The organism is Duganella dendranthematis (assembly GCF_012849375.1).
In the GTDB taxonomy this organism is placed as follows: domain Bacteria; phylum Pseudomonadota; class Gammaproteobacteria; order Burkholderiales; family Burkholderiaceae_D; genus Rugamonas; species Rugamonas dendranthematis.
Genome location: NZ_CP051684.1, coordinates 3,663,066 through 3,684,296 on the forward strand (window position 1 = coordinate 3,663,066; position 21,231 = coordinate 3,684,296).

At 62.6% G+C, this 21,231-nt stretch carries 18 protein-coding genes; 12 read left to right on the forward strand and 6 right to left on the reverse strand.

The features are described from left to right. Positions 1-10 precede the first annotated feature (10 nt). From HH213_RS16735 to HH213_RS16750, 4 genes are all read left to right on the forward strand, one after another. Positions 11-2,392 (forward strand): aldehyde dehydrogenase family protein, encoded by a 2,382-nt coding sequence (locus tag HH213_RS16735; RefSeq protein WP_371875676.1) that lies wholly within the window; start codon positions 11-13, stop codon positions 2,390-2,392. Positions 2,393-2,514: 122 nt separating this feature from the next. After that, on the forward strand, positions 2,515-3,840 hold the full coding sequence (gene deoA, locus HH213_RS16740) for a thymidine phosphorylase (RefSeq protein ID WP_169112955.1): 1,326 nt from the start codon (positions 2,515-2,517) through the stop codon (positions 3,838-3,840). Beyond that, a complete protein-coding gene (locus HH213_RS16745) occupies positions 3,837-4,244 on the forward strand; it encodes a cytidine deaminase (protein ID WP_110847197.1) in 408 nt (135 codons plus the stop codon). The genes deoA and HH213_RS16745 overlap by 4 nt, the downstream gene beginning before the upstream one ends. Then, positions 4,244-5,464 (forward strand): nucleoside deaminase, encoded by a 1,221-nt coding sequence (locus tag HH213_RS16750; RefSeq protein ID WP_169112956.1) that lies wholly within the window; start codon positions 4,244-4,246, stop codon positions 5,462-5,464. Before HH213_RS16745 ends, HH213_RS16750 begins: the two co-directional genes overlap by 1 nt. On the opposite strand, the gene HH213_RS16755 is transcribed toward HH213_RS16750, so the two are convergent. The 4 genes from HH213_RS16755 to HH213_RS16770 are packed head-to-tail and all read right to left on the reverse strand — an operon-like array spanning position 5,461 to position 7,880. Then, complete coding sequence (locus HH213_RS16755) at positions 5,461-5,886, reverse strand: VOC family protein (RefSeq protein WP_110847195.1); 426 nt, start codon at positions 5,884-5,886, stop codon at positions 5,461-5,463. The genes HH213_RS16750 and HH213_RS16755 overlap by 4 nt on opposite strands. Positions 5,887-5,941: 55 nt before the next feature. After that, positions 5,942-6,706, reverse strand: a complete 765-nt coding sequence (locus HH213_RS16760) for a LytR/AlgR family response regulator transcription factor (protein ID WP_110847194.1) — start codon at positions 6,704-6,706, stop codon at positions 5,942-5,944. Continuing rightward, on the reverse strand, positions 6,703-7,632 hold the full coding sequence (locus HH213_RS16765) for a sensor histidine kinase (RefSeq protein ID WP_110847193.1): 930 nt from the start codon (positions 7,630-7,632) through the stop codon (positions 6,703-6,705). Before HH213_RS16765 ends, HH213_RS16760 begins: the two co-directional genes overlap by 4 nt. After that, positions 7,629-7,880, reverse strand: coding sequence for a hypothetical protein (locus HH213_RS16770; protein WP_110847192.1), 252 nt, complete (start codon positions 7,878-7,880; stop codon positions 7,629-7,631). Before HH213_RS16770 ends, HH213_RS16765 begins: the two co-directional genes overlap by 4 nt. A gap of 343 nt (positions 7,881-8,223) precedes the next feature. Here HH213_RS16770 and HH213_RS16775 point away from each other — a divergent pair, with 343 nt between their 5' ends. After that, positions 8,224-9,288: an FxDxF family PEP-CTERM protein gene (locus tag HH213_RS16775; RefSeq protein WP_169112957.1), complete on the forward strand. Its 1,065-nt coding sequence runs from the start codon at positions 8,224-8,226 to the stop codon at positions 9,286-9,288. Here the strand turns inward: HH213_RS16775 and HH213_RS16780 are convergent. Then, positions 9,248-9,907 (reverse strand): TetR/AcrR family transcriptional regulator, encoded by a 660-nt coding sequence (locus HH213_RS16780; protein WP_169112958.1) that lies wholly within the window; start codon positions 9,905-9,907, stop codon positions 9,248-9,250. The two genes, HH213_RS16775 and HH213_RS16780, sit on opposite strands and share 41 nt — an antisense overlap. Then, positions 9,895-11,355, reverse strand: coding sequence for an aminotransferase-like domain-containing protein (locus tag HH213_RS16785; protein WP_169112959.1), 1,461 nt, complete (start codon positions 11,353-11,355; stop codon positions 9,895-9,897). Before HH213_RS16785 ends, HH213_RS16780 begins: the two co-directional genes overlap by 13 nt. Positions 11,356-11,545: 190 nt before the next feature. Here HH213_RS16785 and aptA point away from each other — a divergent pair, with 190 nt between their 5' ends. The 7 genes from aptA to hydA all read left to right on the forward strand — a co-directional run bounded on the left by aptA (position 11,546) and on the right by hydA (position 21,225). After that, a complete protein-coding gene (aptA, locus tag HH213_RS16790; protein ID WP_110847187.1) occupies positions 11,546-12,862 on the forward strand; it encodes an omega-aminotransferase AptA in 1,317 nt (438 codons plus the stop codon). A gap of 11 nt (positions 12,863-12,873) precedes the next feature. Next, positions 12,874-13,989 carry an alanine dehydrogenase gene (ald, locus tag HH213_RS16795; RefSeq protein WP_110847186.1) on the forward strand — a complete coding sequence of 372 codons (1,116 nt, stop codon included), beginning with the start codon at positions 12,874-12,876 and terminating at the stop codon, positions 13,987-13,989. 22 nt (positions 13,990-14,011) lie between these two features. Further along, positions 14,012-15,505, forward strand: coding sequence for a CoA-acylating methylmalonate-semialdehyde dehydrogenase (locus HH213_RS16800; protein WP_161043643.1), 1,494 nt, complete (start codon positions 14,012-14,014; stop codon positions 15,503-15,505). A gap of 18 nt (positions 15,506-15,523) precedes the next feature. Beyond that, entirely contained in the window at positions 15,524-16,891 is a 1,368-nt protein-coding gene (locus HH213_RS16805) for an NAD(P)-dependent oxidoreductase (protein ID WP_169112960.1), read from the forward strand. After that, on the forward strand, positions 16,891-18,180 hold the full coding sequence (gene preA / locus HH213_RS16810) for an NAD-dependent dihydropyrimidine dehydrogenase subunit PreA (RefSeq protein WP_110847183.1): 1,290 nt from the start codon (positions 16,891-16,893) through the stop codon (positions 18,178-18,180). The genes HH213_RS16805 and preA overlap by 1 nt, the downstream gene beginning before the upstream one ends. Positions 18,181-18,328: 148 nt before the next feature. Further along, positions 18,329-19,813, forward strand: a complete 1,485-nt coding sequence (locus HH213_RS16815; RefSeq protein ID WP_169112961.1) for an NCS1 family nucleobase:cation symporter-1 — start codon at positions 18,329-18,331, stop codon at positions 19,811-19,813. An 11-nt stretch (positions 19,814-19,824) separates the two neighbouring features. Further along, positions 19,825-21,225, forward strand: a complete 1,401-nt coding sequence (gene hydA, locus HH213_RS16820) for a dihydropyrimidinase (RefSeq protein WP_169112962.1) — start codon at positions 19,825-19,827, stop codon at positions 21,223-21,225. The last annotated feature ends 6 nt before the right edge of the window (positions 21,226-21,231 follow it).

Genomic DNA, 21,231 nt, shown 5'->3' on the forward strand with positions numbered 1-21,231 from the left:
CGGACACGTCATGCCAACCATCAAAGAGATCCTGAACACCATGGAATACGGCCCAGCACCGGAAAGCACGAAAGAAGCGCAAGCGTGGCTGGAACAACGCGGCCGCCAATTCGGCCTGTTCATCAACAACGAATGGAGCGAAGCCGGTGAGCTGTTCGCTTCCATCAATCCAGCCAGCGGCGCCAAGCTGGCCGACCTGACGCAAGGCAGCGCGGAAGATGTCGACCGCGCCGTCGCCGCCGCGCGCGCCGCGCAACCGGGCTGGCAGGCACTGGGCGGCCATGGCCGCGCCAAGGTGCTGTATGCGATTGCGCGCCTGATGCAAAAGCACGCGCGCCTGTTCGCCGTGCTGGAAACGCTGGACAACGGCAAGACCATCCGCGAAACGCGCGATGTCGACCTGCCGCTGGTGGCGCGTCACTTCTACTACCACGCTGGCTGGGCGCAACTGCAAGCCGAAGAATTCTCGGACTACCGCGCAGTGGGCGTGGTTGGCCAGATCGTGCCGTGGAACTTCCCGCTGCTGATGCTGGCGTGGAAAATCGCCCCGGCGCTGGCCGCCGGTAACACCGTGGTCTTCAAGCCGGCCGAATTCACCTCGCTGACCGCGCTGCTGTTCGCTGACATCTGCGTGCAGGCCGGCGTGCCGGCGGGCGTGGTCAACGTCATCACCGGCGACGGCCGCGTGGGCGAAGCCATCGTCAAGCACGAAGGTATCGACAAGCTGGCGTTCACCGGTTCGACCGAAGTCGGTCGCCTGATCCGCGAAGCGTCGGCCGGCAGTGGCAAGAAGCTGTCGCTGGAGTTGGGCGGCAAGTCGCCGTTCATCGTGTTTGAAGATGCGGACCTGGACGCTGCGGTTGAAGGCCTGGTCGATTCGATCTGGTTCAATCAGGGCCAGGTGTGCTGCGCAGGTTCGCGCCTGCTGGTGCAGGAATCGGTACAGGATAAATTCCTGGCCAAGCTGCGCGCGCGCATGGACAAGCTGACCCTCGGCTCGCCGCTGGACAAGTCGATGGACATCGGCGCGCTGGTCGATCCAGTGCAGAAGCAGCGCATCGAAGGCCTGGTGCAATCGGCGCGCGACGAAGGTTGCACCGTGTACCAGCCAGCCTGCGAACTGCCGGCCGACGGTTCGTGGTTCCCGCCAACCCTGATTACCGGCGCTTCGACCGCCGCCGCCGTGGCGCAGGCCGAAATCTTTGGCCCGGTGCTGGTGGCGATGAGCTTCCGCACTCCGCCGGAAGCCGTGCAGCTGGCAAACAACACCGTCTACGGCCTGGCCGCATGCGTGTGGACCGAGAACATCTCGCTGGCGCTGGACGTCGCACCGGCGATCAAGGCTGGCGTGGTGTGGATTAACACCGCCAATCAGTTCGACGCCGCTTGCGGCTTCGGTGGCTACCGCGAATCCGGCTACGGCCGTGAAGGCGGCCGCGAAGGCATGTACGAGTACCTGACCGCGCTGTCGGAAGATGCGCGTCCTGCTGCGCCAGTGGTGGAAGTGAAGGCCAAGGCCAAAGCCGCCGTGCCGGCCGGCAGCCCGTTCGCCATCGACCGCACGGCCAAGCTGTACATCGGCGGCAAACAGGCCCGCCCTGATGGCGCCTACAGCCGCGCGATTCACGGTGCTGATGGCGCCTTCATCGCCGAAGTGGGCGAGGGCAGCCGCAAGGACATCCGCAACGCGGTGGAAGCTGCGCACAAGGCCACCGGCTGGACCAAGGCCACTGCGCATAACCGCGCGCAAGTGCTGTACTACATTGCGGAAAACCTGGCCGCGCGCGGCGAAGAATTCGCGGCACGTATCGCTGCCATGACCGGCACCAAGAACGCCGAGAGGGAAGTGCAGGCATCGATCGAGCGTCTGTTCTACTGGGCGGCGTGGGCCGACAAGTACGACGGCCTGGCGCATCAGCCGCCGATGCACGGCATTACCGTGGCGCTGAACGAACCGCTGGGCGTGATCGGCATCGTGTGCCCGAACGAGGCGCCGCTGCTGGGCTTTATCTCGCTGGTGGCGCCGGCCATCGCGCTGGGCAACCGCGTGGTGGTGGTGCCGTCGGAAGCGCATCCGCTGTCGGCCACTGATCTGTATCAGGTGCTCGATACGTCGGACCTGCCGGCTGGCGTGGTTAATATCATCACCGGTTCGGCTGATGAACTGGCGCGCACGCTGGCAACGCACGGCGATATCGATGCGGTGTGGCGTCACGACGGTTCGGCCGAAGGCTGCGCTGAAGTGGAGCGCCTGTCGGCATCGACGCTGAAGCGTACCTGGGTGGGCGGCGCAAAAGGCCGCGATTGGTACAGCACCGCGCAAGCGGGCGGCCGCGCCGTGCTGGCGCATGCGTCGCAAGTCAAAAATATCTGGATTCCTTACGGCGTCTAGGACCCCGGACAGAAGGGTCTGACCCCGTCCGGGGACAGACCCTGGCGCCGCCGCAGTGCGGGGTTCGCGGGTGCCGCGTGCCTCCACTGCGGCGTTATCACTTTAGTTTCACGGAGAATTCCATGTCCTATTTACCCCAAGAGATCATCCGCAAAAAGCGTGACGGCGGCATTCTGTCGGCCGAGGAGATTCAGTTCTTCGTTGGCGGCATCACCTCCGGCGGCGTGACCGAAAGCCAGATCGCCGCGCTGGCGATGGCGGTCTACTTCAACGACATGACCATGGACGAACGCGTCGCCTTCACGCTGGCCATGCGCGACTCCGGCGAAGTGCTGGACTGGCGCTCGCTGGACCTGAACGGCCCGGTGGTCGACAAGCACTCCACCGGCGGCGTCGGCGACGTCGTCTCGCTGCTGCTCGGCCCTATGGTCGCAGCCTGCGGCGGCTACGTGCCGATGATTTCCGGCCGTGGCCTGGGCCACACCGGCGGCACGCTCGACAAGTTCGACTCCATCCCCGGCTACACCACGGTGCCGGACAATGCGCTGTTCCGCAAGGTCGTGAAAGAAGTCGGCGTCGCCATTATCGGCCAGACGTCGTCGCTGGCGCCTTCGGACAAGATCTTCTACGGCGTGCGCGACGTGACCGCCACGGTGGAATCGGTCGCCATGATCACCGGCTCCATCCTGTCGAAGAAACTGTCGGCCGGCCTGGATGCGCTGGCGATGGACGTTAAAGTCGGCAGCGGCGCCTTCATGCCGACCTACGACAAATCGGTGGAACTGGCCGAGAGCATCGTCAAGGTGGGCAACGGCGCGGGCATGATGACTTCCGCCATCCTGACCGACATGAACGAATCGCTGGCGCCATACGCCGGCAACGCCGTTGAAGTGCGCGGCGCGATCGACTACCTGACCGGCAAGTCGCGTCCTGCGCGTCTGCACGAAGTAACGATGGCGCTGTGCGCCGAGATGCTGGTGCTGGGCAAACTGGCGGCGACCGAAGAAGAAGCGCGCGCCAAGCTGCAAGCGTCGCTGGATAGCGGCGAAGCGGCCGAACGCTTTGCGCGCATGGTGACGGCGCTGGGCGGTCCTGCGGACCTGATGGACAATCCGGACAAGTATCTGGAACGCTCGCCGATCATCGTGCCGGCACCGGCGCTGGTCTCTGGTTATGCCGCTGCGGCCAACTGCCGCGAAATCGGCCTGGCGGTGGTATCGCTGGGTGGTGGCCGTCGCCGCGCCGCCGATCCGATCGACTTCGCGGTCGGCCTGACCGACCTGGCGGGCTTGGGCGACAAGATCGAAGCCGGCCAGCCGCTGGCGATGGTGCACGCGCGCACGCAGCAAGCGGCCGAACAAGCCATTCGCGAAATCCAGGCGGCGTACCAGATCGCCGATGCCGCGCCTGCCGCCAACCCAGTCATCTACCGCACCATCAAACCATGAACAAACCAGAACTGATCGCCGAAGCCGCCGCCGCGCGCCTGAAGGCTTACGCGCCTTACTCCAACTTCAAGGTCGGTGCTGCGCTGCTGACCAACGACGGCAAGGTGTTCCACGGCTGTAACGTGGAAAACGCCGCCTATGGGCTGTGCAACTGCGCCGAACGCACCGCGTTCTTCAGTGCCTTCGCCCACGGCTACAAGCAGGGCGATTTCGAGCAGCTGGTGGTGATCGGCCAGACCGACGGCCCGATCGCGCCATGCGGCGCCTGCCGCCAGGTGATCCTGGAACTGGGCGGCAACGAGCTGCCGGTATTGCTGACCAACCTGGAAGGCGACATCTTCGAAACCACCGCAGCGGAACAACTGCCGAACGCCTTCGGCGGCGCGGACCTCAAGAAGAAGTAATGGCCCACAAGAAGACGATTGATGTGCAGGCAGCGGTCGCCATTGCGGCGGCCGAAGCCATCGCCGCCAAGACGCAAGGCACGTTCGGCGTCGGCGGTCTGATGCTCGACCAGCACGGCAACGTGCTGCAGTCGCTGCACAACAACGTCATTAAGGACGGCCTGGTGTTCGACCCTACCGCGCACGGCGAGCGCCAGTTGATCGACTGGTACTACGCCGAACGCGCCAAGGGCCGCGAACTGCCGGCGCCGCAGGACATCACCATCGTCACCTCGCTCGACCCGTGCTGCATGTGCAGCGGCGCGATTCTGGCCGGTGGCTTCAACGTGGTGGTGGCCGCACCGGACCAGGCGTCCGGCATCAATTACGACAACAGCGCCGCCTTCAAGGTGCTGCCCGAAGCGCTGCGCGCGCAGGCCGGCGACAGCTTCAGCTACCCGGCCATCCTCGGCTCGTCGCTGTACGCGCGCGCCGCGACCGGCGCCGCGCCGAAGTCTTTCTTCATCGGTAAGACCATCTCCGAACCGACGCAGGCCTTATGCTCGCTGGTGTTCGAGGCCACATCGGCCGACGTGATGGCGATGCTGAACAACGACCTGCCGCAGCCAGCGCTGAAAGATCCTGCCACGCTGCCAGCCGATCACGCCATCGTGCGCGCGCTGAAGCAGCAGTATCCGGACGCGCTGACTTACCGCTGCGCGCCGCACCAACCCAATGCTGGCCTGGCGCCGTTCCTGCTGCAAGCCATGGCGCGCGACCGCGAACATGGCGGGGCAGGGGATGCGGTGGCCTTGCTGGATTCGTTCGGCAATCTGCTGTTATGCATGGCGGGCCGGATGACGCAGTCGGGCATCCGCAGCGCCTTCATGGAAACCACGCGCGCCTACGCGCAGCTGCGCTACAAGCTGCTGAACGGCGCTTCGGCCGCGCAGCAGGACGATGTGCGCCACTACCTCGGCCATCCGAAAGACGGCACCTTCGTCTTCGCCAAAGGGCCGGACGCCAGCGCCGTCAGCTACATGAACCTGGGCGCCTACGGCTCCACCATGGAAGGCCCGCTGCCACTGGAGAATCCTACCCAGTTCCAGTACGTGCTGCCCTCGCTGCCGCCCGCCGAACTGGCCGCCCTGTGCGCCGCCATGCCACCCCTCTACCGCAACATCATCCGCATCCAGCCGACGCAAGTGGCTGACGTCGCGCTGGTCAACGCGCTGTCTTAAGCGTAGGGATCGTAGGTGCCGATGCTCCAGATGTGACCTTCGGGGTCGCGGCAGGTGAAACCGCGGCCGCCGTAGTCTTCGTCCTTGATGTCGAGCACGATCTGGCCGCCGGCTTCCAGCACGCGGCCGTACACATGGTCGGCGCTATTGACCACCAGATAGGCGCTCTGCGTGACGAAGCCGCCGGTTTCCATCGGCTGCTTGAGCAGGCGGCCGTATTCGGTGTCGAACACGGAACCCAGCATGACCATGCTGTTGCCGAAGGTGAGCTGGGCGTGGGCGATGCTGCCGTCCTCGTTGGGTACCACGAACTGCACTTCAAAGCCGAGGGTGCTGCACAGCCAGTCGATGGCGGCCGGCGCGTCGCGGTAGCGCAGGCATGGTATGACGCCGCAATGCGTTTGCTTGGGTATGCTGGACATCGTTCCCTCCCTTGAGTGAAGCAATCCAGTATACGCCGATGGCTCGCCGATGCGATTACATTTGCTGGAATAAATGGGTGTGGCCGCGGCTCACTTCCAACAGTTCTGGATGGTTGCGGATGCGCACCATCTGGCGGCCGCGCAAGTCACGCGTGACTTCTTCGATGGCATCCACGCGCACCAGCGTCGAGCGGTGGATGCGCCAGAATTCGTCCGGGTCCAGTTCGTCCGCCAGCTCCTTGAGCGTCTTGCGGATCAGGACTTCCGATTGCTCGGTCTGCACCCGCGTGTATTTTTCATCGGCTTGGAAGAACAGCACTTCGCGCGTCGAGATCATGCGCAGGTTGGCGCCAACCACGGCCTGGATCCAGCGCAGGTAATCGGTCTTGGCCGCCGCCGGTTTGCTGTGGTGCGACAGCAACTGGCTCAGCTGCCGCTCGATGTTGGACGGCTGCTGGCCGATCAGCGATTGCAGCCGCGTGCAGGTGGTCTTCAGGCGCTCACCGCCGACCGGCTTTAGCAGATAATCCAGCGCGCCCTGTTCAAACGCTTCAATTGCGTACTGGTCGTAGGCGGTGACAAACACCAGGTGGCAGCGGTTGAACAGCATGCGCGCCGCTTCAATGCCGGACAGGCCCGGCATGCGGATGTCGAGGAAGACGATGTCCGGCTGGTGCTTGCCGGCCAGCGCTACCGCTTCGATGCCGTTCTCGGCTTCGGCGACAATGTTCAGCGCCGGCCAGGCTTCCTGCAAGCGGCTGCGCAGCTGCTGGCGCATGCCTTCTTCGTCGTCGGCGATCAGGGCGGTGGGTGCATTCATTTGGAACTCGCGGCAAAAATATCGGGGGCGTAGGGAACACGGATGCTGGCGCGCGTGCCGCCGGTCAGCGGCGCTTCGATCACCAACTGCGCGCGGTTGCCGTACTGGATGCGCAGGCGTTCGCGCACATTGGCCAGGCCGAGGCCGTCGCCGGCGAAGGCGTTGAAGCCGACGCCGTCGTCGCACACATCCACCTGCAGCATCTGGCCGTCGACTGCGGCGCGGATATCGATGCGGCCGCCGGCGATCTTTGGTTCCAGTCCGTGCTTGATGGCGTTTTCTATCAGGATCTGCAACATCATCACCGGGAAGGTGGCGCTCAGCATTTCGTCCGGCACGTCGATCGACACGGCCAGCCGCGAGCGCATGCGAGCCTGCATGATGGCCAGGTAGGCGCGCGACATTTCGATCTGCCGGCCCAGCGTGCCGGAACCCTTGGCGCGCATCTGCGGCAGCGTGGCGCGCAGGTAGTCGATCAGGTTCTGGTGGATGCGCGCCGCCTGCGGCGGATCGGTTTCGATCAGCTGGCCGATCAGCGCCAGGGTGTTGAATAAAAAATGCGGCTCGACCTGCGCCTGCAAGGCCGCCATGCGCGCCTCGACCACGCGCCGTTCGATGCTTTCCTCGTCGGCGTGCGATTCGGCGTTGCGCGCTTCCAGCTCGGCCTTGCGCTTGCCGCCGGCCAGCACCTTCAGGCCGAACGACACCAGGATGAAGCCCCAGGTCTGGTCGTTCATGTGGAACAGCGAGGCCGACAGGATCAGCAACAGCAGCCAGATGATGACCAGCTTGCGCCACTCCACCTGCGCCAGCCAGTCAAAGAAATGCCACCAGACGCTGACTGCGGTTTCGCCGATTTCGCGGACGATGTCCAGCAGGCTCTTGGCATTTTTATAGCCGGCCTGGGCCAGCCGGTGCTTTTTCATTCAACGTGCTCCTGGGCGCGTTTGGCGCGGCGGCCGCCGACGACGCAGGCGCCGACCGCCACCTTGATCAGCATGAAGGCCACGAACAGCACCAGCGCCAACGGCAGGATCGAGAACAGGAAGGCCAGCACCAGCGCCGCCCCCAGCAGGGCCGGCGGCGACATGCGGCCGATCAGGCGTCCGGCGTAGCGCAGCATATTGGTCAGGGCCTGGAAAATTTCGTCGATGAGAGCGGTGGCTTTGTTCATTTGGTTGTCTCCATAAAGGCGTTGCGATGAGAGCACTGTAACAAAGCCCTGCAACGCCGCGTAGTGGATTCCGATCAACTGCGGTTTCCCGGGCATGGCCGGTTATTGCGCAGGATGAATGGCGGCTTTCCACTCCCTTGCCAGCAGGCCATAGATGATGCTGTGGATATCTGATTGCTGAAAGTTTCCTAATGGGAAATGCCGGTGGGTTTTTACTCTGGATCGACGATAAAATGCTAAAAATGTATTTTTCTCTGGGGAATCTCATGATACACTTAATGCAATTAAATTTATGTTTGAGTAATTCATCGTAAATCCACGCTGTTTTCTCCCAAGGACGAACATGACCGCACGCCGCCTGACTCTGATCGCCGCCGCCGCAGCCACCCTGCTGGCTGGTTCCGCACACGCCACTACCGCGCTGACCGCCAAGGATGCGGTGACGCAGTTTAACGTTATCGCCTGGAACGATTACACCACCACCTCGCACGTGCAGGGTCGTACCTTCGTCGGTAACAACCTGATCGGCAACGGCGCCGTGCTGAGCCAGGAATCCGGCAAGATGCCGGCATCGGCGTTTGCCGGTGTGACCGTGATCGGCAGCATCAGCGGCACCACGATTGAAAACGGCGGCGTGTATGCCGGCAGCATCAGCAATTCAATCATCAACAATGGCTCGTCCTACATCAAGGGCAATTCGACCAATACCAGCTACAACGGCAGTGGCAACTACTACGCCGGCGGCACCGTCAGCGGCGGCAACCGCAACCAGCAACAGTCGGGCACCGCCAATGCGCTGCAAACCGGCTACAAGGATGCGGCCCAGAGCACCGGCGTCAGCAATACCAACGATATGGCTAACATTGTGCAGGGCTACTCGGCCTACCTGAGCCTGCTTCAGTCCACTGGCGGCACCATCGATTTCAGCAGCGACAAGCACACCGTCACGTTCAACGCCAAGGCCGACGTCAATGGCGTAGCGGTGTTTGATCTGACCAACATCGAAAGCGACATCTTCAACAGTACCGTTACCGACTTCAAGTTCAACCTGAATGGCGCCTCCGGCGTGGTGTTCAACACCAACGATGCGGACCTGACCCTGAACGTCAATACGAACCGTGCCGACCTCGGCGGCAAGCTGGTGTGGAACTTCGCCGGCGCCAGCACGGTAACCGCCGACAAGACCTTTGACGGCCAGATCCTGGTGGCGAATGGCACCTTCAGCAATCTCAGCGCCAACGTCAACGGCGGCGTGTATGCCAAGAACGTGATCTCGACCGGCGAAATCCACCAGGTGACCCTGGCGGCGACGGTGCCGGAACCGGAGACCTACGCCATGCTGCTGGCTGGCCTGGGCATGATGGGCTTCATCGGCCGTCGCCGTCGGCAGGCGGCTGCGGCACGCTAATCGCCGCCAGCACCATATCGACGATGACCTTCTCGGCATCGTCGAAATCTTTTTTGGTCAGCTGTTTGCGGTTGAGCACCAGCGCCATCTGGGCCGAGAAGTCCGCATAGGACTGCGTCATCGCCCAGATCGCAAACAGCAGATGGGTCGCGTTCAGCGGCGCCATTTTCCCCTCGCTGATCCAGCGTTCAAACACCTCGATATCCTTGCGCACCAGCGGCACCACGCGGTTCTGTATCTGGCCGCCGTACAGCGGCGCGCCGCTGATCACCTCCATCGCGTAGACGCGCGACGCCCACGGATTCTCGCGCGAGAATTTCAGCTTGGCCTGGACGTAGGTGCGCAGCACTTCACGCGGCTCCTGGTCGGCGGCGGCCAGGCTTTCCATGCGCGCCAGCCAGTCGTCCAGCACTTCGTCCAGCACGCGCTGGTAGAGCGACTGCTTGGTGGGGAAGTAGTACATCAGGTTCTGCTTCGACAGGCCGGCGTTTTCCGCCACCGTGGCGATCGAGGTGCCTTCGTAGCCGCATTCGGCAAACACGCGCACCGCTTCGGCGGTGATCTCGGCTTCCAGCTTGTCGCGGTTGAGCAGGCGACGGTTGATTTTTACTGTCGGCATATCAGTCTCAGGAAGTTGAGCAGTTGCGGATGGTCGGCATACGCCACGTTGAAGCGGAACCAGATCGCCTCCGGCGCGCGCAGCATGAAGAAGTCGCACGGCGACAGCAGGATGCCGTGCTTGAGCGCCAGGTCGGCGATCACCTTGCCGTTCCACGCGGGCGAGGGCGCGTCGTGCCAGCCGGCGCTGACGAACATGCCGCCGCGCGGCCGCGCCAGCAAGGTCATGCCGACGTCGCGCAGGCTGGCCATGGCGCGTTCGCGGCCGGCGTCCAACTGCGTCACTAGCTTGTCCACCATGCGCCTGTAGGGGCGGGCGGTGATGGCATGGTAGACGGCGCGTTCGTTGATCTCGGAGGTGGTGAGGCCGGTCAGCATCTTCACCCGCAGCAGCTCGGGGATCAACGACGATGAAGCGCTGATCGAGCCGACCCGCAGCACCGGCGACAGCGTCTTGGAAAAGCTGCCGACGCGGATCACGCGTCGCAAGCCGTCCATCGCCGCCAGCGAGGCTTCGCCGCGTGGCGCCAGTTCGCGGTAAATGTCGTCCTCCACCAGCCAGAAGTCAAACTGCTCGGCCAACGCCAGCAGCCGGTGCGCCTGCGCCGCGCTCAGCGAGGTGCCCAGCGGGTTTTGCAGCACGGTGTTGACGAACATGAGCTTGGGTTGCGTCAGCGCGGCCTGCTGCGCCAGCAGGTCCAGATCCAGCCCGTTTTCGCCGCGCGGAATGCCAACCGCGATGCAGCCATGGTGGCGAATTAACGACAGCAGATTGCTGTAGCCGGGATCTTCGACAAATACCGTGTCGCCCGGCTTGGTCAGCGTGCGCAGGATCAGGTCGAAGGCGTGGGTGGCGCCGTGGGTCAGCAGGATTTGCTCGGCTTCGACCGGGAACAGTTCGTCGCCCAGCGTGGCGGCCATGTGTTGGCGCAGCGTGGGGAAGCCGAGCGGGTGACCGTAGCCGCGCAGGCGGTTGGCCGGAATCTTCATGGCCTGGCGCACGGCGTCGAGGATGGTGTCTTCGCCATACCACTCGGGCGGCAGCCAGCCGGCGCCTACCGGCAGCGCTTCCGAGACGCCGGAATACAGTTCGGGCGTGAGGGCGTCGATGGCCAGCGGCGCGGCGCTGGGAGCAGCCTGCAGCAGCGTGGCCGGCAGGTCCTGGCGGGCGACAAAATAGCCGGAACCGCGCCGCGACGACAGCAGGCCAAGCGTCACCAGGCGGTCGTAGGACTCGACAACTGTAAAGGTGCTGACGCCATTACACTTGGCGAACTGCCGTACCGACGGCATCTTAGTTCCCACGCGCAACTCCCGGCTGCCGACCATGCTGCTGATGGCGGCCACGATTTGCTCCACCAGACTGTCTTTGTGCCGGCGTTCGATGGCGACGCAGGGCCAGCTTGCCGGCCCGCCGGTTTGATCGATGACAGCACTTGCCTCTTCCATCCTTGACTCCACGCAGCGAAAGTGAAACTGTAGTGTTTTTGTTGCCAGTACGGTTGGACAGTTTGATGAATTGTGTATCTGTGCCATAGTTGTTGCGCTGTCTATTATTGCATCATCATTTTGCCAACTGGTAAATTTTTTTACGGTCTGTCAAAAAAATCCGAAAGCAGTTGTTTCATAGGAGAGGTGCATGAACGAGTCTCGACCAGTATCGATGGAATCCTTCTGGATGCCATTTACGAACAACCGCGATTTCAAGGCGCATCCGCGCCTGCTGGTGTCGGCGGAAGGCATGTACTACAAGGACGTGGACGGCCGCAGCATCCTGGACGGCGCCGCCGGCCTGTGGTGCGTGCCATGTGGCCACGCGCAGCCGAAGATCGTCGCCGCCGTGCGCGAGATGGTCGGCCAGCTGGATTTCGCGCCGACCTTCCAGATGGGCCACCCGGCCGCCTTCGACCTGGCGGAAGCGCTGATGGAATACACCAACCATCGCTTCGGCCACGTGTTCTACACCAACTCCGGTTCCGAGGCGGTAGACACGGCGCTGAAGATCGCGCTGGCGTATCACAAGGCGCGCGGTGAAGCCAGCCGCACGCGCTTCATCGGCCGCGAACGCGGCTACCATGGCGTCGGCTTCGGCGGCATTTCGGTGGGCGGCATCGCCGGCAACCGCAAGCCGTATGGCGTGATGCTGCCGGGCGTCGATCACCTGCCGCACACCCACAATCTTGAGAAGAACGCCTACACGCGCGGCGAGCCGGAACACGGCGCCAACCTGGCCGACGAACTGGAACGCATCGTCACGCTGCACGACGCCTCGACCATCGCTGCAGTCATCGTCGAACCGGTGGCCGGATCGACCGGCGTGCTGATTCCGCCGAAGGGCTATCTGAAGCGCTTGCGCGAGCTGTGCACCAAGCACGGCATCCTGCTGATCTTCGATGAAGTGATTACGGGCTTCGGCCGTTTGACCACGCCGTTCGCCGCCGACTACTTCGATGTCGAGCCGGACCTGATGACTACCGCCAAAGGCCTGACCAACGGCACCATTCCAATGGGCGCGGTGTTCAGCAAAAAGCATATCCACGACGCCTTCATGGACGCGCCGGCCGGCATTGAACTGTTCCACGGCTATACCTACTCGGGCCACCCGGTGGCTTGCGCCGCTTCGCTGGCGACGCTGGAAGTGTTCAAGGAGCAGAAGATACTGGAGCACGCCGCCGGCATGGCCGAATACTGGGCCGACGCCGTGCATTCGTTGAAAGGCCTGCCGCACGTGATCGACATCCGCACCATCGGCCTGATCGCCGGCATTGAGCTGGCGCCGATTGCGGGCAAGCCTGGCGCGCGCGCATTCGCCGCCTTCAAGCAGGCGTTCGAGGACGGCATTTTGATTCGCGTGACGGGCGACATCATCGCCTTGTCGCCACCGCTGGTGCTGGAGAAAAAACACATCGATGAGTTGTTCGGAAAGCTGAGGGAAGTACTTAAAAACCTGGACTGAGGAGAAACACCATGCTGGTTGGCGTCCCAAAAGAGATTAAGAACCAGGAGTCCCGCGTTGGCCTTACCCCGGCCAGCGTGAAGGAACTCATTTTGCGTGGTCATCAAGTATTGGTACAACAAAACGCCGGCGCGGCCATCGGCCTGACGGACGCGATGTATGAAGCATCCGGCGCCACCATCGTCGCCGACGCCGCAGAAATTTTTGCGCGCGCGGAGATGATCGTCAAGGTGAAGGAACCGCAACCGCAGGAATGCGCGATGCTGCGCGAAGGGCAGATTCTGTACACCTATCTGCACCTGGCGCCGGACCCGGAGCAGACCAAGGCTCTCGTGGCGTCGGGCGCTGTCTGCATCGCGTACGAAACCATCACCGGTCCTAACGGCGGCTTGCCGCTGCTGGCGCCGATGAGCGAAGTGGCGGGACGCATGTCGATCCAGGCCGGGGCCGCGCATCTGGAGAAATCCAAGGGCGGAATGGGGTTGCTGCTAGGCGGTGTGCCGGGCGTGGCGCCAGGCCATATCGCCATCATCGGCGCCGGCGTGGTCGGCACCAATGCCTTGCAGATGGCGGTGGGCATCGGCGCGCGCGTGACCATCCTCGATAAGAACGTGGACCGCCTACGCCAGCTGGACCTCGTGTACGGCAACCGCGTCGCCACCATGTATTCCAATGCGCACTCGATTGAGGAAGCGGTGCTGGATGCGGACCTGGTGATCGGCGGCGTGCTGGTGCCGGGAGCGGCGGCGCCCAAGCTGGTCACCAAGGCCATGATCGCGCGCATGAAGCAGGGCGCGGTGGTGGTGGATGTGGCGATCGACCAGGGCGGCTGTTTTGAAACGTCGCACGCCACCACGCACGAGCAGCCGACGTATGTGGTGGACGGCGTGGTGCACTACTGCGTGGCGAATATGCCCGGCGCAGTGGCGCGCACTTCGACCTTCGCATTGAACAACGCAACGATAGGCCATGCGGTAGCGCTGGCCGACAAGGGTTGGCAGAAAGCGCTGAAAGCCAATCCGCATCTGAAGAATGGTTTGAATGTCTGCCAGGGCAAGGTCACTTATGAAGCGGTGGCGCACGGCCTTGGTTATCACTACGTAGACGCGGACAGCCTGCTAGGTTAAGCCGCACACTTGAAAGAGCATCATGGATACCATCACCCATTTCATCAACGGCGTTACCGTCGATACGCAAAGCGGCCGCCACGCAGACGTGTTCAATCCCGCATTGGGCGAACCGGTAGCCAGGGTGGCGCTGGGCACGGCGGAAGAAGTTGACGCCGCCGTTCGCGCCGCCGAGCAGGCATTTCCTTCGTGGTCCGCCACGCCACCGCTGACGCGCGCGCGGGTGCTGTTCAAGTACCTGCAACTGTGCCAGCAGCATGTGGACGAATTCGCGGCGATGATCACGCGCGAGCATGGCAAGACCTTTGAGGATGCAAAGGGCGAAGTGGCGCGTGGTATCGAGATGGTGGAGTTTGCGGTCGGCATTCCGCAGATGCTGAAGGGTGAATTCACCGACCAGATTTCACGCGGCATCGATGCGTGGTCGATGCGCCAGGCGTTGGGTGTGGTGGCGGGCATTACACCTTTTAACTTCCCGGTGATGGTGCCGATGTGGATGTTCCCGGTGGCGCTGGCTTGCGGGAACACCTTTATTCTCAAGCCTTCCGAGCGCGATCCATCGGCATCGCTGCTGCATGCGCGCTTGCTGAAGGAAGCCGGTTTGCCGGATGGCGTATTCAATGTGGTGCAGGGCGATAAGGTCACCGTCGATGCGCTGCTCGATCATCCTGTGGTGCAGGCAATCAGCTTTGTCGGCTCGACGCCGATTGCGGAATACATCTACTCGCGCGGCTGCGCTGCGGGCAAGCGCGTGCAGGCTTTGGGTGGCGCAAAGAACCATATGGTGGTAATGCCGGATGCGGATATGGAGATGACGGTGGATGCGCTGATGGGCGCCGCCTTCGGCTCGGCCGGCGAACGCTGTATGGCGATTTCCGTGGTGGTCGCCGTCGGCGATGCGGGCGACAAGATTGTCGATGCACTGGCAAAGCGCACCGCTGCACTGAAAGTGCGCGACGGCATGGCGTCGGATGCCGAAATGGGGCCGGTAGTCAGCAGCGCCGCTAAGCAGCGTATAGAGCGCTTGATTGGGGAGGGCGTCGAGCAAGGCGCCAAATTGGTGGTCGATGGACGCGATCACAAAGTGGTCGGGCGCGAGAACGGCTTCTTCATCGGCGGCACCTTGTTCGATCACGTTACGCCGGATATGACGATTTACAAGGAAGAGATTTTCGGCCCGGTGCTGTGCATGCTGCGCGCGCCGGATGTCGGCACGGCGGTAGAGCTGATCAATCGCAATGAGTATGGTAACGGCGTGGCGATCTACACGCGTGACGGCGGTGTGGCACGCGAATTCGTGCGGCAGATTCAGGTCGGCATGGTGGGCGTGAATGTACCGCTGCCGGTGCCGATGGCGTTCAATAGTTTTGGCGGCTGGAAGCGCAGTCTGTTCGGCGATCATCATGCCTATGGTCCGGAAGGCGTGCGCTTCTACACGCGCCACAAAGCGGTGATGCAGCGTTGGCCAAATACCGCCAGCGCTGGCGCGGAATTTGCATTCCCACAGATGAAATAATTCTCCACCGAGGACACCATGATCGAATCGATTAGCTATCTGCCGACATCGAAGGAAGCCAATGAATCATTGGCTAAACACTTCACCGACCTGGCTCCGGCGCTGACTGCGCGGCAGGCTGCGATTGAAGCATCGCGCTGCCTGTATTGCTACGATGCTCCATGCACGCGCATCTGCCCATCGGAGATCGATGTCGCCAGTTTTATCCGTAACATCCACGATGAGAATATCAACGGCGCCGCCGTCGGCATCCTCAAACAGAACATCCTCGGCGGCAGCTGCTCGCGCGTCTGTCCGACCGAAATCCTGTGCGAAGACGCCTGCGTGCGCAATCACGATGCGGAAGGGCAGCCGGTGAAAATCGGCCTGCTGCAACGCTACGCCATCGACAATATGCAGCTGGAAGAGCATCCGTTCAAGCGCTTCGCCGCCACCGGCAAAAAGATCGCCGTGGTGGGTGCTGGTCCTGCCGGCTTGTCGTGCGCGCACCGGCTGGCGATGCTGGGCAATGATGTGGTGGTCTACGAGGCACGCGAAAAATCCGGCGGGCTCAATGAATACGGCATCGCCAAGTACAAGCTGACCGATAACTTCGCGCAGAAGGAAGTCGATTTCCTGTTGGAGATCGGCGGCATCACCATCAAGCATGGGCAGGCGCTGGGCGTCAATGTGCAACTGCGCGATCTGCATGCTAGTTACGATGCGGTGTTCCTCGGCCTGGGCCTCGGCGCCAGCAAGCAAATGGGCCTGACCGGAGAGGATGCGCCTGGCCTGCTTGCTGCCGTCGATTACATCGCCGAGCTGCGGCAGTCCGATGACCTGAGCAAGCTGCCGGTGCCATCGCGCGCCATCGTCATCGGCGCCGGTAACACGGCGATCGATATGGCGGTGCAGATTCAACGCCTCGGCGCCGATGAAGTGACGCTGGTCTATCGTCGCGGCTTCGAGGCGATGAGCGCCACTGAGCACGAACAGCATATCGCGAAAGAGAATCAAGTCCGCATGCGTACCTGGGCGCAGCCGCAGCAGGTGCTGCTGGATGATGCCGGCCGCGTGCGCGGCATGCGCTTCGAGAAAACGGCGGTGGTGAATGGCCGCCTGGCCGGCACCGGCGAAACGTTCGAGATTGCGGCTGACGCCATCTTCAAGGCCATTGGACAGAGCATGGATGAAGCCAGCATCAGCGATCCGCTGGCGACAACGCTGAAGCGCGATGGCGACAAGATTTATGTCGACGACCAGTTCCGCACCGTCCTGCCGGGTATATACGCCGGCGGTGACTGCGTGGCGCCGGGGCAGGATCTGACGGTGCAGGCGGTCCAACACGGCAAGCTGGCGGCGCACGCCATCCATCAAGACATCAACGGTTTGAAAGAGGCTGCATAATGGCTGACCTGAGCATAGAATTCTGCGGCATCAAATCCATCAATCCGTTCTGGCTGGCCTCCGCGCCGCCAACTGACAAGGCTTACAACGTGGTGCGCGCATTTGAAGCGGGATGGGGCGGCGTGGTGTGGAAAACGCTCGGTGAAGATCCGGCGGCCGTCAACGTGTCGTCGCGCTACTCGGCGCATTACGGCAAGAACCGCGAAGTCCTCGGCTTTAACAACATCGAGCTGATTACCGACCGTTCGCTGGCGCTGAACCTGGAAGAGATTACGCAGGTGAAGAAGGACTGGCCGGACCGCGTCATCATCGTGTCGCTGATGCTGCCTTGTGAGGAACGCCTGTGGGCTGACATCCTGCCGCTGGTGGAAGCTACCGGCGCCGATGGCATCGAACTGAATTTCGGCTGCCCGCACGGCATGCCGGAGCGCGGCATGGGAGCGGCGGTGGGCCAGGTGCCGGAGTACGTGGAGATGGTCACGCGCTGGTGCAAGCAAAATACCAGGCTGCCGGTGATCGTCAAGCTGACGCCGAACATCACCGACGTCCGGGCACCGGCGCGCGCGGCCAAAGCCGGTGGCGCCGATGCGGTTTCGCTGATCAACACGATCAACTCGATCACGCATCTTGACCTCGATCAGATGGTGGCGTTTCCGATTGTCGGCGGCGCCAGCACGCACGGCGGTTACTGCGGTTCTGCGGTGAAGCCGATTGCGCTGAATATGGTTGCCGAGATTGCGCGCGATCCGCAGACGGCGGGCCTGCCGATTTCCGGCATCGGCGGCATTGGCAACTGGCGCGATGCGGCGGAGTTCATGGCGCTGGGGTCGGGCTGCGTGCAGGTGTGCACGGCGGCGATGCTGCATGGCTTCCGTATCGTTGAAGAGATGAAGGACGGCTTGTCGCGCTGGATGGATCAGAAGGGCTACAAGAGCATCGCTGATTTCGTTGGCAAGGCGGTGCCTAATACCACGGACTGGAAATACCTGAACATGAATTATCAGGTGATCGCGCAGATCAACCAGGACGATTGCATCAAATGCGGCCGCTGTTACGTGGCGTGCGAAGATACGTCGCACCAGTCGATCAATCAGCTGATCGATGCGGTGACTGGCGTGCGCACGTATGAAGTAAACAAACAGGAGTGCGTTGGGTGTAATCTGTGCGAGATCACCTGTCCGGTGCAGGGTTGCATCACGATGGTGCCGCAGGATACCGGCAAGCCATACATGAATTGGACGCAGGACCCTCGCAATCCGCGCGCGGAAAAGGTTGTAGAAGCTGCGTAACGGCGGCGCATGCGTACCCCAAAGCAGAAAGGGGTCTGACCCCGTGCGGGGTCAGACCCCGGCGGAGCGCAGTGCGGGGTGAACGCAAGCCTCAAGGTACGAAACTTGCAGTGGTGTACGGAGACATCAACCCTTTGGAGAACGCCTCGTGAGCATTGAATCCCCTGGCAGCACGCAACTCTGGAACGAAGACCTCGCGCCGACCACGGCGGCACAGCGTACCTGGCGCTGGTATCACTTCTCGGCGCTGTGGGTTGGCATGGTGATGTGCATTCCGGCTTACACCTTGTCCGCCAGTTTGATCGAAGGCGGCATGTCGGGATACCAGGCGGTGCTGACGGTGTTCCTGGCCAATGCCATCGTGCTGCTGCCGATGCTGCTGATCGGCCACGCCGGCACCAAGTACGGCATTCCGTATGCGGTACTGGCGCGGGCGTCGTTCGGCACTTCCGGCGCCAAGCTGCCGGCGCTGATGCGCGCCATCGTCGCTTGCGGATGGTACGGCATCCAGACCTGGTTCGGCGGCTCGATGATCTACACGCTGATCGGCGTGATGATGGGGGGGGAAGTTGGCGGCGGCAAGATCGCTGGTCTTGGCATCAATGCTGCGCAGCTGCTTTGCTTCCTGGCTTTCTGGGCCATCCAGTTCTACTACATCGTGCACGGCATGGAGTCGATCCGCAAGCTGGAGACTTATACCGCGCCGCTGAAAATCGCCATCTGCTTCGTGCTGCTTGGCTGGGTGCACAGCAAGGCCGGCGGCTTTGGCGACCTGCTGTCGGCGCCATCGCAGTTTGTCGAAGGCGGCAAGAAGGCTGGCCAGTTCTGGACCACGTTCTGGCCTTCGCTGACGGCGATGGTGGGCTTCTGGGCCACGCTGGCGCTGAATATTCCCGACTTTACGCGCTTCGCCAAAACCCAGCGCGACCAGGTGATCGGCCAGACCGTCGGCCTGCCGGTGCCTATGGGCCTGCTGGCGGCGATGGCGGTGATCGTGACGTCGGCCACGGTGGTCTTATACGGCAAGGCGATCTGGGACCCGGTCGAACTGTCCAGCCGCATGACTGGCGTAGCGGTGCTGGTGGCGCTGGTGATCCTGCTGATCGATACGGTGTCGGTCAACCTGGCCGCCAATCTGGTTGGCCCGGCGTATGACTTCTCTGCGCTGGCGCCCAACAAGATCACCTACAAAACCGGCGGCTACATCACCGCCGCCATCGCCATTCTCATGATGCCGTGGAAGATACTCGAATCCACGCAAGGCTATGTGTTCACCTGGCTGATTGGCTACTCGGCGCTGCTCGGTCCTATCGCCGGTGTGCTGATCGTCGATTACTACTTGGTGCGCAAGACGGAGCTGAATGTCGGCGACCTGTATCGCGCAGATGGTCAATACTCGTATGGCAAGGGCTGGAATACGGCGGCGCTGGTGGCGTTTGTGATTGGTGTGTTGCCGAATATTCCTGGCTTTCTCAACGCGGCGTTCCCGGCGTCTTTCCCCGGTGTGTCGGAAACGTTTAAAACGATTTATACCTATGCATGGTTCGTTGGCATCGCCATTTCGGCCGTGGTGTATGGGGTTCTGATGAAAGGGAAGACCGTGTCCGCAGTGCGGACAGCGGCCCACCCGTAAGGAGACGCTTTATGAAAACTATCATCCGTGGCGGCACAGTCGTCAACGCCGACCGCGCTTTCCGCGCCGATGTGCTGTGCGATGGCGACAAGATCGTCGCTGTCGGCGAGAATCTGGAAGTGCCATCCGGCGCCAAGGTGATCGACGCCGGCGGCCAGTATGTGATGCCGGGTGGGATCGACCCGCACACGCATATGAACCTGCCGTTCATGGGCACGGTGACGCAGGATGACTTCTACACCGGCACCGCCGCAGGGTTGGCCGGCGGCACCACCAGCATCATTGATTTCGTGATTCCGGCGCCTAAGCAGAACCTGATCGAGGCTTACCACCAGTGGCGCGAGTGGGCCAGGAAGTCGGCCGGCGACTACACCTTCCACGTCGCGATTACGTGGTGGGATGAGACGGTACACCGCGACATGGAGATCCTGGTGCGCGACCATGGCGTCAACAGCTTCAAGCACTTCATGGCGTACAAGAACGCCATCATGGCCGACGACGAAACACTGGTAAAGAGCTTCCGCCGCTGCCTGGAGCTGGGTGCGATGCCGACCGTGCATGCGGAGAACGGTGAGCTGGTGTATCAGCTGCAGCAGGACTTGATCAAGCGCGGCCTGACCGGGCCAAGTTCGCATCCGCTGTCGCGGCCACCGGAGGTGGAAGCGGAAGCTGCCAACCGCGCGATCGCGATTGCCAACGTGATGAATACACCAGTCTACATCGTGCATGTGTCGTGCGCCGAGTCGCTGGAAGCCATCACCCGCGCCCGCGCGCATGGCCAGCGCGTGTATGGCGAGGCGCTGGCGGGTCATCTGGTGATCGACGACAGCGTGTACCAGAGCGATGACCAGGAATTCGCTGCGGGCCACGTGATGAGTCCTCCGTTCCGCAGCAAGCATCATCAGGCGGCCTTGTGGCAAGGACTGCGCGGCGGGAACCTGCATACTACGGCGACCGACCACTGCACCTTCTGCGCCGAGCAGAAGGCGATGGGCAAGGATGATTTCACCAAGATTCCGAATGGCTGCGGCGGCGTGGAAGATCGCATGTCGGTGGTGTGGGACGCGGGCGTCAACAGCGGCATGCTGACGCCATCGGAGTTCGTCAAGATCACGTCGACCAATACGGCGCAGATTTTCAATATCTATCCACGCAAGGGCGTGATTGCGCCGGGCGCGGATGCGGACGTGGTGGTGTGGGACCCGGAGGGAACGCGCACCATTTCGGCATTGACGCAATTCGCCAAGGGCGGCTTCAATGTGTTTGAAGGCCGCACTGTACGAGGAATTCCCAGCACCACGCTGTCTGCCGGTAACGTCGTGTTCCATCGCGGCGTGCTGATGGCGGTGGAGGGAGCGGGCCGCTATATCAATCGTCCGGCGTTCAAGGCGACGTCGGCACGCCAAGGTTAAGGAGCA